This window comes from Enterobacter sp. 168J2 (assembly GCF_034107265.1).
Classification (GTDB): Bacteria; Pseudomonadota; Gammaproteobacteria; order Enterobacterales; family Enterobacteriaceae; genus Enterobacter; species Enterobacter nematophilus.
In genome coordinates this window covers 102,696-117,710 of the sequence record NZ_JAWNEB010000008.1, presented here as the reverse complement: position 1 = coordinate 117,710, position 15,015 = coordinate 102,696, and the positions used below count along the sequence as shown (strand labels likewise).

General features: G+C 57.6%; 12 protein-coding genes. 3 read left to right on the top strand and 9 right to left on the bottom strand.

From position 1 onward, the window contains the following. Positions 1-6: 6 nt before the first annotated feature. Entirely contained in the window at positions 7-1,710 is a 1,704-nt protein-coding gene (locus USG84_RS18860) for an AsmA family protein (RefSeq protein WP_253540224.1), read from the bottom strand. Positions 1,711-1,829: 119 nt separating this feature from the next. Continuing rightward, positions 1,830-3,221, bottom strand: a complete 1,392-nt coding sequence (xanP, locus tag USG84_RS18855; protein ID WP_014881972.1) for a xanthine/proton symporter XanP — start codon at positions 3,219-3,221, stop codon at positions 1,830-1,832. Positions 3,222-3,446: 225 nt separating this feature from the next. Here xanP and gltS point away from each other — a divergent pair, with 225 nt between their 5' ends. Continuing rightward, positions 3,447-4,649, top strand: coding sequence for a sodium/glutamate symporter (gene gltS, locus USG84_RS18850; protein WP_061096645.1), 1,203 nt, complete (start codon positions 3,447-3,449; stop codon positions 4,647-4,649). A 2-nt stretch (positions 4,650-4,651) separates the two neighbouring features. Here the strand turns inward: gltS and recG are convergent, their stop codons facing one another. The 5 genes from recG to gmk are packed head-to-tail and all read right to left on the bottom strand — an operon-like array spanning position 4,652 to position 10,518. Next, entirely contained in the window at positions 4,652-6,733 is a 2,082-nt protein-coding gene (gene recG / locus USG84_RS18845) for an ATP-dependent DNA helicase RecG (protein ID WP_253540229.1), read from the bottom strand. A 3-nt stretch (positions 6,734-6,736) separates the two neighbouring features. Then, complete coding sequence (gene trmH, locus USG84_RS18840) at positions 6,737-7,426, bottom strand: tRNA (guanosine(18)-2'-O)-methyltransferase TrmH (protein WP_061096643.1); 690 nt, start codon at positions 7,424-7,426, stop codon at positions 6,737-6,739. 4 nt (positions 7,427-7,430) lie between these two features. Further along, positions 7,431-9,545, bottom strand: coding sequence for a bifunctional GTP diphosphokinase/guanosine-3',5'-bis pyrophosphate 3'-pyrophosphohydrolase (gene spoT, locus USG84_RS18835; RefSeq protein WP_151412660.1), 2,115 nt, complete (start codon positions 9,543-9,545; stop codon positions 7,431-7,433). A gap of 19 nt (positions 9,546-9,564) precedes the next feature. Then, a complete protein-coding gene (rpoZ, locus tag USG84_RS18830; protein ID WP_000135058.1) occupies positions 9,565-9,840 on the bottom strand; it encodes a DNA-directed RNA polymerase subunit omega in 276 nt (91 codons plus the stop codon). Positions 9,841-9,894: 54 nt separating this feature from the next. Continuing rightward, positions 9,895-10,518 carry a guanylate kinase gene (gene gmk / locus USG84_RS18825; RefSeq protein ID WP_010426438.1) on the bottom strand — a complete coding sequence of 208 codons (624 nt, stop codon included), beginning with the start codon at positions 10,516-10,518 and terminating at the stop codon, positions 9,895-9,897. Positions 10,519-10,769: 251 nt separating this feature from the next. On the opposite strand from gmk, the gene ligB reads away from it, so the two are divergent. Beyond that, positions 10,770-12,440: an NAD-dependent DNA ligase LigB gene (gene ligB, locus USG84_RS18820; protein WP_151412661.1), complete on the top strand. Its 1,671-nt coding sequence runs from the start codon at positions 10,770-10,772 to the stop codon at positions 12,438-12,440. 2 nt (positions 12,441-12,442) lie between these two features. Here ligB and USG84_RS18815 read toward each other — a convergent pair whose 3' ends face one another. Further along, complete coding sequence (locus USG84_RS18815; protein WP_061096641.1) at positions 12,443-13,060, bottom strand: trimeric intracellular cation channel family protein; 618 nt, start codon at positions 13,058-13,060, stop codon at positions 12,443-12,445. A gap of 206 nt (positions 13,061-13,266) precedes the next feature. Continuing rightward, positions 13,267-14,130 carry a YicC/YloC family endoribonuclease gene (locus USG84_RS18810; RefSeq protein WP_061096640.1) on the bottom strand — a complete coding sequence of 288 codons (864 nt, stop codon included), beginning with the start codon at positions 14,128-14,130 and terminating at the stop codon, positions 13,267-13,269. A 125-nt stretch (positions 14,131-14,255) separates the two neighbouring features. On the opposite strand from USG84_RS18810, the gene rph reads away from it, so the two are divergent. After that, on the top strand, positions 14,256-14,972 hold the full coding sequence (gene rph / locus USG84_RS18805; RefSeq protein WP_006812424.1) for a ribonuclease PH: 717 nt from the start codon (positions 14,256-14,258) through the stop codon (positions 14,970-14,972). Positions 14,973-15,015 lie beyond the last annotated feature (43 nt).

Sequence of the window (15,015 nt, the reverse complement as noted above, 5' to 3'; positions counted from 1 at the left end):
TCCCTTTCAGGGAGAGGGCTGGGGTGAGGGTGGTGTCGACACCACGCCGCCCGTCATCGTCTGCTGCACCTGCTGTTTATCCATATTCACCGCGTTCAGCTTGCCGTTCACCGTCGGCTTCAGCGGGGCATTCGCCTGCATGCTGCCGCTGGCGGTCATCTGAATATTGCCGTCGCCCGTAATCGGCAGCGCAGGCCAGCCCCACTGCTGCAGCACGTTGAGCGGTACGCCGCGCCCGTTCAGGCTCACCGTGGTCTGCCGCTGCGGCAGCTGTGAAACCGTCGCCGTGGCTTCCAGAATCCCTTTCTCGGTAAAGGCGCTCAGGTCGCTAATGTTGACCGTAGCGGCGTTCGCATTCAGCGCCAGCGACGGACGGCGCACGTCCACGCGGTTAAAGGTCGCCGCCGCGCCGTTCAATGTTGCGCTGCCGCCCCAGACGCCCCACTGGCGATCTTTCGCCAGCTGCAGGTTTGCGCCATAGCCGTCCAGGGAGGTGATCTGCCACGGGAAGTCGGGATCGATGTCGATCACCAGGTTGCGGCTCAGGCCGAATTTTTGCAGCGTGACGCTGTTCAGCCATTCCGGCAGCGGCTCCATCCACAGCGTTTTCCAGTTTTCGGGCAGGGTGTATTCCAGCCCGGCGATGGCGACATCGTCCAGCACCAGCGCTTTGCCGTCGCGCAGCCAGTTGCCGGACGTGCGCATCATGCCGCCTTCCCAGCGTGAGGTGAACTGGCGCAGCGCCATGCCCTGTGGGGAAAACTCCGCATTCAGGATCGGGTCAAACAGATGCAGCGAACCGTAGATAAACTCGCTGGCGTTCATGGACAGGCGGCCTTCCTGGCTCTGCCAGTCGCCTTTGCTCAGCGTCAGGTTGCGCAGGCTTAAGTCGAGATCGGTCACCGCCCAGTCCGGGCCCTGCAGGCGGGCGTCGGTGACTTCCAGACGGCCAATCTGTAGAGAAGGAATGGTGGCCAGCGGCGCGAAGAACGCCTTCAGCGTTTTGTCGCTCTGCAGGCGGATCTCGTTCAGGCGCATGGTGTCGATAATCCAGCTTCCGTCGGCGTTGCGCAGGGCGGAGCCTGTGAGCGAGCCACGGGCCATATCGGCACCAATGGTGTTCAGCACTACCTCCTTGCCGTTCAGCTGGCCTTCGATCAGCACGTTGGTGGCCGGTACGCCGTTAAGAGTGAGCGAGCCCGCGCTCATCTGTATCTGCGCGTTTTTACCCAGCACGTTGCCCGCTTCCGGCTGCCACGGGCTGACGCCGCCCGTGACCTTTTGCGCGCTCAGATCCCATTCAGTATTCGGGCTGTTAAAGGCCATATTGTTCAGCTGCAGACGATCGGCCTGGAAGGGCAGCGGCGCCGTTTGAGGCGAGAGATTCAGCGTGCCGTCGAACAGGGTGATGGTGCCCATGTGCAGCGGATCGGTGATCTGGCGGCTGCTCAGGCCAATATCGACTTTTTTGGCAACTAATGTGGCGGGTTTACCGTCCCTCCCAAAGGTGACATTTTCCAGAATGAGGTGGGAAGGGGACGAAAAGCGGTGATTCATCTTATCGAAACTGAGTTCGTAGTCGGTATTCACCGTTATCCAGCTGCTGACCTGAGCCGCGCCCCAGCGGGTCTGGAGCAAAATATAGAACGCCAGCAGCACAATAAGCAGGGCTACCAGAAGATAGACGAGTAGCTTTCCAATAAATTTCATGGTCTTCCATCCCGCAAAACGAACATAAGGGAGTTATGCACGATTTATGCGCAATGCTCAAGGCGGGAATGGTGTAATTAGATGTCACGGCAGGCATTGACTGCCTGCCGTGAGGGAGATCAGTTCTTCTCAGGCGGGAAAACGAGGTTCAGCACGATAGCGGTGATACCGCCGGCGGCGATGCCGGAAGAGAGCAGGTTTTTCACCCAGTCAGGCGCAAACTGCAGGATCAGCGGCTGCTGGGAAACGCCCAGACCAACGGCCAGCGACAGCGCGATAATCATGATCGCGCGGCGGTTCAGCGGCTCGCGGGAGACGATACGCACGCCGGAGGCCGCGATAGTCCCGAACATCACCAGCGTTGCGCCGCCCAGCACCGGTTCAGGAATGTGCTGCACAAAGCCGCTCACCGCCGGGAACAGGCCGAGGACGATCAGCATCAGCGCCACCACGAAACCAACGTAGCGGCTGGCCACGCCAGTCAGTTGGATCACGCCGTTGTTCTGGCCGAAGCAGGAGTTCGGGAAGGTGTTGAATACCGCAGAGACAAATGAGTTCAGGCCGTTCGCCAGCACGCCGCCTTTCAGGCGCTTCATGTACAGCGGGCCGGACACCGGCTGCTCGGAGACGTCAGAGGTGGCGGTAATATCGCCGATGGTCTCCAGAGAAGTGATCATAAAGACCAGCATCAGCGGCAGGAGCAGGCCCCAGTCAATGCCCAGGCCGTAGTAAAGCGGCGTTGGGACGGTGATCAGCGCGCTGTTGGTCGGCGCGGTGTTCTCCGGCAGCATGCCCAGCGCCCACGCCAGCAGATAGCCCGCCGCCATGGCGATCACCAGCGAGGCCACGCGCAGGTAAGGGTTACGCTGACGGTTAAGCAGAATGATGATCGCCAGCACCACGCCCGCCAGCAGCAGGTTTTTCGGCGCGCCGAAGGTGTGGTCGCTCATTGCCGCGTAGCCGCCGCCGATGGAGGTGAGGCCCACCTGAATCAGCGACAGGCCGATAATCATAACGACGACGCCGGAAACCAGCGGGGTGATCACGCGGCGAGCCAGATGCAGCACGCGGGAGATGACCATCTCCGTGCAGCTGGCCAGCATCAGCGTGCCGAACAGCGCTGCCATCATCGTCGGGACATCTGCGCCGCCGGTTTTTAGCGCCGTACCGCCCATGATCAGCGGCGCCACGAAGTTAAAGCTGGTGCCCTGAATTGACAATAATCCAGAGCCCACCGGACCCCAGGCTTTAATTTGAATAATGGAGGCCACGCCGGAGGCAAACAGAGACATACTGATAATGTGCTGCGTGTCCTGCGCCGGTAAACCGAGCGCCTGGCAAATCAGCAGCGCCGGGGTGATCACCGCAACAAACATTGCCAGAAGATGCTGGCAGGCGGCGAAAAGCGTCTGCGGCAGCGGCGGGCGGTCTTCAAGGCGGTAAATCAGTTCGCTATTTTGCTTCTGCGCAATCGGTTGCGCATCGGGCGACTCTATGGTGTTAACGGACATCGGCGGCAATCCCACGGTGGAAAAGCGGGCATTTTATCTGACCATCTGGTAAAAGCAAACGATTGCCAACAAAAAAAAGGAAGAAAATCTGCCGATGTGAGCAGGTTTTTTACAACCTATCGGAAAAAAAAATTACACTTTTTGCGCCGGGGGCTCATGACGAGCGCAACCCGGCCCAGGATAACGCCGCGTGTGTATGGAACACGCGCATAACAGGAGCCTTTTATGATTCATCTCGATACGTTGTCGACCCTTGTTGCCGCAACGCTGGTTCTTCTGCTTGGTCGCAAGCTGGTCCACAGCGTTTCCTTTCTGAAAAAATACACTATTCCTGAACCTGTCGCCGGCGGTCTGCTGGTGGCGCTGGCCCTGCTGATACTGAAAAAAAGCATGGGTTGGGAAATTGATTTTGATATGTCCCTGAAAGACCCGCTGATGCTGGCTTTCTTTGCCACCATCGGCCTGAACGCCAACCTGGCAAGCCTGCGCTCGGGCGGTAAGGTGCTCGGCGTGTTTCTGATTGTGGTGGTGGGGCTGCTGCTGATGCAAAACGCCATCGGCATCGGTATGGCAACGCTGCTGGGGCTGGATCCGCTGATGGGCCTGCTGGCTGGGTCGATTACCCTTTCGGGCGGTCACGGTACCGGGGCCGCGTGGAGTAAGCTTTTCATCGAACGCTACGGGTTTGAAAACGCGACGGAAGTGGCGATGGCCTGCGCGACCTTTGGCCTGGTGCTGGGCGGCCTGATTGGCGGCCCGGTAGCGCGCTATCTGGTGAAGCACTCCACCACGCCGAACGGCAGACCGGACGATGAAATGGTGCCGACCGCGTTCGAAAAGCCGGACGTTGGCCGCAGCATCACCTCACTGGTGATGATTGAAACCATCGCGATGATTGCCATCTGCCTGACCGTGGGCAAAGTGGTTGCGCAATGGCTGGCGGGCACTGCATTTGAACTGCCAACGTTCGTCTGCGTGCTGTTTATCGGGGTGATCCTGAGCAACGGTCTGGCGCTGATGGGCTTTTACCGCGTGTTTGACCGTGCGGTATCGGTGCTCGGCAACGTCTGCCTGTCGCTGTTCCTGGCGATGGCGCTCATGAGCCTTAAGCTGTGGGAGCTGGCCTCGCTGGCGCTGCCGATGGTGGCGATTCTGGCGGTGCAGGCGCTGTTTATGGCGCTGTACGCCATGTTCGTGACCTGGCGCATGATGGGGAAAAACTATGATGCGGCGGTGCTGGCGGCGGGTCACTGCGGGTTTGGTCTGGGGGCTACCCCAACGGCTATCGCCAACATGCAGGCGATCACCGAACGGTTCGGGCCATCGCATATGGCGTTTCTGGTGGTCCCAATGGTTGGCGCATTCTTCATTGATATCGTCAACGCGCTGGTGATCAAGCTGTACCTGATGCTGCCGATGTTTGCCTGAGATCAGGCGTTGGAATACCGTTCGGTTTCCGGCATCCAGCGCTCAATTAACGCTGCCGCCTGTTCGGGGTAGCGTTCATGAATATGGCGCGCAAGGCGCTGAACTTCGGGGATCATGGCCTGATCGCGCAGTAAGTCCGCCACTTTGAATTCAGCATTTCCCGTCTGGCGCGTGCCCAGCAGTTCGCCCGGGCCGCGTATCTCCAGGTCTTTTTGCGCAATCACAAAGCCGTCGTTGCTGTCGCGCAGCACCTGCAGCCGCATCTGGGCGGTTTTTGAAAGCGGTGCTTTGTAAAGCAGCACGCAGTGCGACGCTACCGCGCCGCGGCCGACGCGCCCGCGTAGCTGGTGGAGCTGAGCAAGCCCCAGACGCTCCGGGTTTTCGATGATCATCAGGCTGGAGTTGGGCACGTCAACGCCCACTTCGATGACCGTCGTCGCGACCAGCAAATGCAGCTCCCCCTGTTTGAAGGACTGCATCACCGCCTGCTTCTCGGCAGGCTTCATGCGGCCGTGAACCAGGCCAACGTTCAGCTCGGGCAGCGCCAGCTTGAGCTCTTCCCACGTCGCTTCGGCGGCCTGCGCTTCCAGCAGCTCAGACTCTTCAATCAGGGTACAGACCCAGTAGGCCTGGCGCCCTTCATGGGTACAGGCGTTGCGCACGCGGTCGATGATATCGCTGCGGCGCGTATCCGGTATCGCAACCGTTGTCACCGGCGTGCGGCCCGGGGGCAGCTCGTCGATGGTGGAGGTATCCAGATCGGCATAGGCGGTCATCGCCAGGGTACGCGGGATCGGCGTGGCGGTCATGATCAGCTGATGCGGGTGGAAGCCCTGCTGCAGCCCTTTTTCCCACAGCGCCAGACGCTGATGCACGCCAAAGCGGTGCTGTTCGTCGATAATCACCAGCGCAAGGCCGTTAAACTGCACCTGCTCCTGGAAGATAGCGTGCGTGCCGACAATCATCTGCACCTGGCCGCTGGCGATGGCTTCCTGCTGCGCAAGACGCGCTTTGCCTTTTTGCTTCCCGGCAAGCCAGCCCACCTCAATCCCGAGCGGCGCGAACCAGGCGCGGAAATTATTGGCGTGCTGCTCGGCCAGCAGCTCTGTCGGCGCCATCAGGGCGACCTGTTTGCCGTGGGCGATGGCGCGTAACGCGGCCAGGGCGGCAACCAGCGTTTTACCGGAGCCTACGTCGCCCTGCACCAGGCGCATCATCGGCACGTCGAGCGCCATATCGCGTTCAATCTCGGCGGTGACGCGCGCCTGCGCGCCGGTGGGCTCAAAGGGCAGAGAGGCCAGCAGCTTATCTTTGAGCACATCATTCGGGCTTAACGGCTGAGCGTGGAAACGCTGTGCGCCGGCGCGAAGCGCCAGCATGCTCAGGTTATGCGCCAGTAATTCCTCAAGGATAAGACGCCGTTGGGCGGGGTGTTTGCCGCTTTCTAAATCGCTGAGCAGCAGCGTTGGCGGCGGGCGGTGCAGGGTGCGCAGCGCCTCGGGCAGGCTCATCATCCCCTGAGCCAGTTCTGGCGGCAGCAGCTCGGTAATGGCGCAAGTATCGAGCAGTTCAAGGGCCTGATCGGTGAGCTTACGCAGCGTCGCCTGCTTAATGCCTTCGGTCGTCGGGTAAACCGGAGTAAGCGTCTCCTGCAGCTCCGGCGTGCTGAGATCGCCCTGCACGCGGTACTCCGGGTGGATCATCTCTGCGCCGTATTTCCCGCGCTTGGCTTCGCCATAGGCCAGCACCCTGCGGCCTGTCGCCAGGCTGTTTTTCATCGCCGCGCTGAAGTTGAAAAAACGCATGGTGAGGATGCCGGTGCCGTCGCTGATCTGACAGGTCATCATCCGGCGTCCGCCGAAAGTGATATTGCAGTTCAGGACTTCGCCTTCAACGGTGGCGTAAATGGCGGGAAGCAGATCGCCAATCTTGTAGAGCTGGGTGCGGTCTTCGTAACGCAGGGGAAGGTGAAGCAGGAGATCCTGCACGGTGTGCAGGCCAATTTTTGCCAGCTTATTGCTTTGCGCCGCGCCCACGCCCGTCAGGCTGTTGAGCGGGATAGCATCCAGCAGGCGGCCTTTCATCGGTTACCCGGCGTACTGCATGGTGGCCCACCACTCGGCATCGGCTTCAATCTCGCCCTGCGCGTTGACGTGGGGGTAAGGCAATTTTTTCTGCTTCGCAACGCGTGCCAGCACCGGATAGCCTCCTTCAAACAGCAGGCGCTGCTGTTCCTCTTCCGGCAGCATGCTGTTGCTGCGCTCGTACATCCCGGCGTTCTGACGCTGGCGCTGCGCTTCATACAGAATGAGCGCGGACGCCACGGAGACGTTAAGGGACTGAACCATGCCGATCATCGGAATGATGATGTCCCGATCCGCCAGATCCAGCGCTTCCTGGGAGATCCCGGTTTTCTCCTGCCCCATCAAAATGCAGGTCGGGCGGGTGTAGTCGATCTCGCGGAAATCCACGGCTTTTGCGGACAGGTTTGTCGCCAGGATCTGCATCCCGCGTCCTTTCAGATGCGATACGGCATCGCCAATCGTCTGGTGAGATTTGACGGATACCCAGCTGTTACTGCCTGCGGCAGCAGAGACCATGGTTCGCATCCGGTGACCCGGCCAGACGGCGTGCACTTCATGCACGCCGACGGCATCTGCGGTACGGACGATGGCAGAGACGTTATGGGGTTTATGCACCTGCTCCATGCAGACCGTCAAGTCAGGCTGACGTCTGGCGAGCATTTCGCAGATACGGGCATAACGTTGTGAATTCATAAACCTAGTTTCGGTTTCGGGTGACTTTAATCACGTCCGGCATGACGCGGATCTTGCGCATAATGTTCGCCAGGTGCACGCGGTCGCGGGCGGTCAGACGAATAAAGGCGCTATAGACGCGGCCGTCTTTTTCTTCCGTGTTCAGACTTTGAATGTTGGACGAGGCCGTGTTGATGGCTGCCGTCAGGTTCGCCAGGGCACCCTGGTGGTTGAACATATCCACCTTAATTTCAGTGATAAACTCCTGCGCCGTCTCTTTATCCCACTCGACCGCCATAAACTTCTCAGCTTCTTTCTGGTAGCCGCGAATGTTACGACAGGATTCATGGTGGATAACCAGCCCTTTGCCGGGGCTGACGTGCGCAATAATCGGGTCGCCAGGGATTGGACGGCAACATTTTGCGAAGGTGATCAGCACCCCGTCCGCGCCTTTAATCGGCAGATGCGCATGGCCGGATGCGCCTGGAGCAGCAGGCGTCGCTTCACCCTGCTGCAGGTTTTTCGCTACTACAACGCTCATCGCGTTACCCAGACCAATTTCCGCCAGAAGATCGTCCAGAGACGTGAGCTTCATACGGTCAAGTTCACGCTGGATATGCTCCGGTGGGATCTCAGCCAGCTTGCGGCTGCCGCCCAGCGCGTGGTTGAGCAGACGACGCCCCAGGCTGACAGAGTCATCGCGCTTGAGGTTTTTCAACAGCTGACGAATTTTGGCGCGCGCTTTGGAACTCACGACAAAGTTCAGCCAGGCCGCGTTCGGACGTGCGCCCGGCGCGGTAATAATTTCGACCGTCTGGCCGCTGGAGAGCGGCTGTGACAGCGGATAAGGCTGTCTGTCGACGCGTGCGCCCACGCAGGCATGCCCGATATCGGTATGCACGGCGTAGGCGAAGTCGACCGGCGTTGCGCCCGCAGGCAGTTCGACAATGCGGCCTTCTGGGGTGAAAACGTAAATCTCATCCGGGAAGAGATCGGATTTAACGCTCTCGATAAATTCGAACGAGCTACCCGCACTCTGCTGAAGCTCCAGCAGGCTCTGCATCCAGCGCTGGGCGCGGATTTGTGCGGTCGTGCTGCTTTCGCCACCGTGCTCTTTGTAAGCCCAGTGTGCGGCAACCCCCATCTCTGCCATCTGGTCCATGTCTTCGGTGCGGATCTGCACTTCAACAGGCACACCGTGCGGACCGATCATCGAGGTATGCAAAGATTGATAGCCGTTCGCTTTCGGAATGGCGATGTAATCTTTCATGCGCCCCGGACGCGGTTTGTAGAGGCTATGCATCTGCCCCAGCACGCGATAACAGGTGTCCGAGTCATGGACGATCACGCGGAACGCGTAAATATCCATGATCGAGTGAAAACGCTGCTCTTTGAGCACCATTTTGCAGTAGATGGAGTAAAGATGTTTTTCGCGACCGCTGACGCGGCACGGAATTCCCGCTTCCTGCAACCGCCCTTCAATTTCAGAGAGGATCTTTTGAATCATCTCTTTACGGTTACCGCGTGCGGCTTTCACCACCTCTTTAATCACGCGATAGCGGTTCGGGTACAACGCTTCAAAGCCCAGCTCTTCCAGCTCGGTTTTGATGTGGTGGATACCTAAACGGTGCGCCAGCGGACTATAAATTTCGAGGGTTTCACGGGCAATGCGGCGACGTTTATCCGGGCGAAGTGAGCCCAACGTGCGCATATTGTGGGTACGGTCAGCGAGTTTGATGAGAATGACGCGGATATCCTGCACCATCGCCATAATCATCTTGCGAAAGTTTTCGGCTTGCGCCTCTTTCTTATCGCGGAATTTAAGCTTATCAAGCTTAGAGACCCCTTCCACCAGCTCGGCAACGCTTTTGCCAAACAGCTGTTCCATATCCTGGTAGGTGGCAGGGGTATCTTCGATCACGTCGTGCAGCAGGGCGGCCATCAGCGTTTCGTAGTCGAGTTTCATCTCGGCCAGAATACAGGCTACCGCAACCGGGTGCGTGATGTAGGGTTCACCGCTTGAACGTGTCTGGCCCTCGTGAGCGTCACGTGCAACGAGATACGCCTGCTGAAGACGCTTAATCTGGTCTTCAGGCAGATAGGTTTGAATCAGTTGATTCAGGCTTTCAAACAGATACAAGGGCGACCCGCAGGTTTAATTAACGACGACCTTCAGCAATGGCGGTTACGGCCTGCAGTTCTGCGGCTTCCTGCTCTTGCTGCTCCTGGCGCTCACGCACGTCGAGGATCTGGTTGTTGATCAGACCTTCTTCGATTTCGCGAAGTGCAATAACGGTGGTTTTATCGTTTTCTTCCGGTACCAGCGGATCTTTACCGCCTACCTGCATCTGACGAGCGCGACGCGCGGCGACCAGCACCAGGTCAAAACGGTTACCAATTTTCTCTACAGCGTCCTGAACAGTTACGCGTGCCATACTTAAAATGCTCCACAGGTGAAGAAATGACTGGGCATGATACTGAAAGTGGGTTCAGTCTGCCAACAGTTTGGTGATTAATGCGTCATGTCGCTGCTTCTGGCGGCTCATACGCAGTCGTTCTGCGCGAAGAATGGTTTTGAGATCGCTCAGCGCGGCATCAAAATCATCATTCACAATAAGGTAATCATATTCCGCGTAATGGCTCATTTCTGCAACTGCCTGTTCCATACGCTTTGCGATGACTTCTTCACTGTCCTGACCGCGGCCACGCAGGCGGCGATCCAGCTCATCTTTCGACGGCGGTAAAATAAAGATACTGCGCGAGTCAGGCATTTTCTTGCGAATTTGCTGTGCGCCCTGCCAGTCGATATCCAGGAACACATTCACGCCCGTCGCCAGAACCTGCTCAATGGTTTCACGCGAAGTGCCGTAGTAATTACCGAACACTTCAGCGTGTTCAAGAAACGCGTCTCTGCCGATCATCGCTCTGAACTCGTCGTGATCCACAAAGAAATAGTGTTCACCGTGCACTTCACCCGGGCGCGGCGCTCGCGTGGTGTGAGAAACAGAAACCTGAGTGTCGTACAACGGTTGGGTTTTTAACAGTGCCTGAATAAGGCTGGATTTACCCGCGCCACTAGGGGCAGAAACAATATAAAGCGTGCCTTGAGCCATGAGAGTCTTTTGTATGTGTTAACGAAGAAGTCCTACATACGGGCTTATTATACACGTCGCCGCTGTGTGACGTAGCCTTTGTCACACTTTTTACCCTGGATTATTGAATTTTGCGTACCGTTTTCAGGTTTTACCTGCGGTTTGCAGCAATAAAAATTAACGCTGGATAGCGCCTCGCAGCGTGAAAGGTTGCTATTAGCGTCGTTTCTCACGCCAGGTTATATCTCCTGCATTGCAAAGGAGGGGTAGCGATGTGGCGATGGATAAGCGGGTTAATGCTGTTGTGGTGTGGTTACGGGGCGGCGGTGTGTCCGGTGTGGTCACAGGCAAAAGCCGAAAAAGAGATTGCGTCATTAAGCGCACAAATCAAACGCTGGGATGAGGCTTACTGGAAGCAGGGGGTGAGCGAGGTCAGTGACGAAGTGTATGACCAGCTCAACGGACGTTTAACCCAGTGGCAGCGCTGTTTTGGCAACGATTTTGTTGAGAGCACCCTTCCTGCGCTGGAGGGAAACGTAAAACATCCTGTTGCCCATACGGGGGTACGTAAAGCAGCCAGCAAAGAAGCGCTGGGTCACTGGATGCACGGTCGAAAAAATCTCTGGATGCAGCCAAAAGTCGACGGCGTGGCGGTGACGCTGATGTATCGCAACGGAAAGCTAGCGCGGGCCATCAGCCGTGGTAATGGGCTAAAAGGCGAGGACTGGACGGCCCGCGTGCGTTTGATCCCGTCCGTGCCTAAGGAGGTATCTGGCGCCCTGGCAAACAGCGTCTTACAGGGGGAGCTTTTCTGGCTACGCGAAAACCACGTCCAGCGGCAGATGGGTGGAATGAATGCACGCGCAAAAGTCGCGGGTGCGATGATGCGACAAAAGGACAACGCGCTTCTGAGCCAGACAGGAATATTTATCTGGGCCTGGCCAGATGGACCGAAAGGAATGGAAAACAGGCTTTCTGAGCTGTCCACCGCAGGCTTTTCCCTGACGGCACGCTATACGCTGCCCGTACAAACTATTGATGCTGTTGAAAAGCAGCGTTTGGCCTGGCAAAACACGGCATTACCCTTTGCCACGGATGGCATAGTGGTTCGGTCTGCGGAGTCTCCTTCAGGGGAGGGTTGGCTGCCCGGCGAAGGCAACTGGGTCATCGCATGGAAATATTCGCCTGCGGCGCAGGTCGCAGAGGTCAGGAATATTCGTTTTTCCGTGGGGCGCACGGGCAAAATTTCTGTCGTGGCGGCACTTGAGCCTGTGCAGCTGGACGATAAACAGGTGCAGCGAGTGAGTCTCGGTTCGGTTGGGCGCTGGCAGAGGCTGGATATTGCCCCGGGCGATCAGATCCAGGTCAGCCTGGCCGGGCAGGGTATTCCCCGGTTTGATAAGGTGGTCTGGCGAGGAGCGGACAGACAAAAACCAGAGCCTCCGGCCTCGCGTTATCACTCCCTGAGCTGCTTTTATGCCTCGCCGGAGTGTATGGAACAGTTTTTTGCCCGGCTGACGTGGCTCAGTTCTAAGCAGGTATTCAACATTGAAGGGTTAGGTGAGTCAGGCTGGCGGATGCTCTGGCAGGCGCATCATTTTGAACATCTCTTTTCGTGGCTGCTGTTAACGCAGGAGCAGCTGCAGTCGACGCCGGGGTTTTCCGCAGCGCGCGGACTAGCGCTCTGGCATCGCTTTAATCAGGTGCGTGAGCAGCCTTTTACCCGCTGGATTTTAGCGCTGGGTGTTCCGCTACCGCAGGCGTCGCTGAAGGCGTTGGGGGAGGTGTCCTGGCAGAAGATGAGCGAACGCAGTGAAAAGGCGTGGCAGACCTTACCGGGGACGGGAGAGGAGAAGGCGCGGCAAATCGTTAGCTGGCTGCACTCGCCAGAGATTGATGTGCTGGTCAGGTGGCTTGCCCGACAGCACATCAACGGATTCTGAGATTAGTGAGCGCCGTGCTTATAGTGAAAGACGGGCAGCCCGAGCTTCAGACGCAGCGCCAGCATGCGGGCCGTAAAGCCAAACAGCAGCGTGGAGATGACCACCACGTCATGGTTTGATACGTAATGCTGCAGGGCAATGTAGAGCACCGCTGCGGCGAAGGAGATGCCGGCGTACAGCTCTTTTTGGAAGACCAATGGAATGCGTTTGCAGAACATATCGCGCAGCACGCCGCCGAAAACGCCCGTTACCACGGCAGCAATGGTGGCGATAACCGGGCCTTCTCCCATATCGAGCGCGATTTGCGCGCCGATGATGGAAAACACGATCAGCCCCAGCGCATCAAGCACCAGGAACAGACGGCGAAGATGAGGCATAACGGGTGCCACTATGGTGGTTAATACGGCAGCCGTTGCGACGATAATCACATACTCAGGATGCTTCACCCAGCCGAGCGGGTAATGGCCAAGCAGGATGTCGCGCACGGAACCACCGCCCAGCGCGGTTGCAGTGGCAATAATGATCACGCCGAAGGTGTCCATCCGGCGACGCCCGGCGGCGAGAGCGCCAGTCATGGCTTCTGCGGTGATACCAATGAGATAAAGAATGTGAAGCAGCATATACCCTCCGGTGTGAACGCGGAAAGGTTAGCGATTTGTGCGCAAGATCACGATTGAGATTTTCTAAGGCGATGGGATTTCACCTATAAAATTTAATCAATACACGTTGAATATCTTTGATACTTGGCTGGTGAATTAGAAAAGAGAGGGAAATTCGGATTAGAAATAATAATGGGTGGCGTCAGCCGACACCACCCAAAAAGCGATTACTCAATATTCTGGATCTGCTCGCGCATCTGCTCAATCAGAACCTTGAGTTCAATCGCTGAGTTGGTCACTTCAGCATTGATAGACTTAGACGCCAGAGTGTTCGACTCGCGGTTGAACTCCTGCATCATAAAGTCCAGGCGGCGGCCTACAGCTTCCTTCTTCTTCAGGATGTTATAGGTCTCTTTCACGTGCGCTTCCAGACGATCCAGCTCTTCGGCCACGTCAACACGCTGCGCCATCAGCACCAGCTCTTGTTCCAGACGGGTATTTTCCAGCTGAACTTCCGCTTCTTCCAGCTTGGCGACCAGGCGCTCGCGCTGCCATTGCAGCACTTCCGGCATGTGGGTGCGGACTTTGGCTACTTCAGCGCTGACGCCTTCAAGACGCTGCTCAATCATCGCTTTCAGCGCCTGGCCTTCGGTTTCGCGGGCAACGATAAAGTCGTCCAGCGTGCCGTCGAGGGCTGCCAGGATTTCAGCGGCAATGGCATCCAGATCCTGCTCTCCGGCGGCCATGACTCCAGGCCAGCGCAGAATATCAACCGGGTTGATTTCGCCTTCATCGCTCTGCATTTTGACCCAGTTCGCCGCATTCACGAGCTGTTTCGCCAGCTTTTCGTTGAGGATCAGTTCGCCCTGCGCGCTGGCATCTGGCTCAAAGCGCAGGTTGCATTCCACTTTCCCGCGGGTCAGACGCGTACGGATACGTTCGCGCACCACAGGTTCAAGGCTGCGGAACTGTTCCGGCATACGGAAATATGTTTCCAGATAGCGCTGGTTTACCGAACGCATTTCCCAGGTAGCGCTACCCCAGCTACCCTTGATTTCACGCCGGGCGTAGGCGGTCATACTGCGGATCATAGACATTCCCGTTTTTAAAGGAGAGATGGGGGGATTATAGCTTTCGGGGGCTTCTCAGGATAGGAATAAGCGTCCTTTATCCGTATAATGCGCAGCCACATTCGTTTCAAGCCGGAGAATCCATCATGCGTCCATCAGGTCGTAGCGCCAATCAGGTGCGTCCCGTCACCCTGACCCGTAACTATACAAAACACGCTGAAGGCTCCGTGCTGGTTGAGTTTGGTGACACCAAAGTGCTGTGTACCGCATCCATCGAAGAGGGCGTTCCGCGCTTTTTGAAAGGTCAGGGCCAGGGCTGGATCACCGCCGAGTACGGCATGCTGCCGCGCGCGACCCATACCCGTAACGCCCGTGAAGCGGCAAAGGGTAAGCAGGGTGGCCGTACCATGGAAATTCAGCGTCTTATCGCGCGTGCGCTGCGCGCCGCCGTTGACCTGAAAACTCTCGGTGAATTCACTATTACTCTGGACTGCGACGTGATTCAGGCAGATGGCGGCACGCGTACCGCGTCCATTACCGGTGCCTGCGTGGCGCTGGCCGATGCCCTGAACAAGCTGGTTGCAGCCGGTAAGCTGAAAACCAACCCTATGAAAGGGATGGTCGCGGCGGTTTCCGTGGGGATCGTTAACGGTGAAGCGCTTTGCGATCTGGAATACGTTGAAGATTCCGCCGCCGAGACCGACATGAACGTGGTGATGACCGAAGACGGTCGCATCATTGAGGTGCAGGGCACGGCGGAAGGCGAGCCGTTCACTCATGAAGAACTTCTCTCCCTGCTGGCGTTGGCCCGAGGGGGAATCGAATCCATTGTAACGACGCAAAAAGCGGCGTTAGAAAATTGATTTTAAAGGCGACCAGTGAGTCGCCTTTTTTTTGCCTGTAAGA

Excerpts from the sequence above, each read along its gene's own strand:
- ligB (WP_151412661.1), top strand. The coding sequence starts at position 10,770 with ATGTGGCGATGGATAAGCGGGTTAATGCTGTTGTGGTGTGGTTACGGG.
- gmk (WP_010426438.1), bottom strand. The coding sequence starts at position 10,518 with ATGGCTCAAGGCACGCTTTATATTGTTTCTGCCCCTAGTGGCGCGGGT.
- USG84_RS18860 (WP_253540224.1), bottom strand. The coding sequence starts at position 1,710 with ATGAAATTTATTGGAAAGCTACTCGTCTATCTTCTGGTAGCCCTGCTT.
- recG (WP_253540229.1), bottom strand. The coding sequence starts at position 6,733 with ATGAAAGGCCGCCTGCTGGATGCTATCCCGCTCAACAGCCTGACGGGC.
- gltS (WP_061096645.1), top strand. The coding sequence starts at position 3,447 with ATGATTCATCTCGATACGTTGTCGACCCTTGTTGCCGCAACGCTGGTT.
- rph (WP_006812424.1), top strand. The coding sequence starts at position 14,256 with ATGCGTCCATCAGGTCGTAGCGCCAATCAGGTGCGTCCCGTCACCCTG.
- rpoZ (WP_000135058.1), bottom strand. The coding sequence starts at position 9,840 with ATGGCACGCGTAACTGTTCAGGACGCTGTAGAGAAAATTGGTAACCGT.
- USG84_RS18810 (WP_061096640.1), bottom strand. The coding sequence starts at position 14,130 with ATGATCCGCAGTATGACCGCCTACGCCCGGCGTGAAATCAAGGGTAGC.
- trmH (WP_061096643.1), bottom strand. The coding sequence starts at position 7,426 with ATGAATTCACAACGTTATGCCCGTATCTGCGAAATGCTCGCCAGACGT.
- xanP (WP_014881972.1), bottom strand. The coding sequence starts at position 3,221 with ATGTCCGTTAACACCATAGAGTCGCCCGATGCGCAACCGATTGCGCAG.
- USG84_RS18815 (WP_061096641.1), bottom strand. The coding sequence starts at position 13,060 with ATGCTGCTTCACATTCTTTATCTCATTGGTATCACCGCAGAAGCCATG.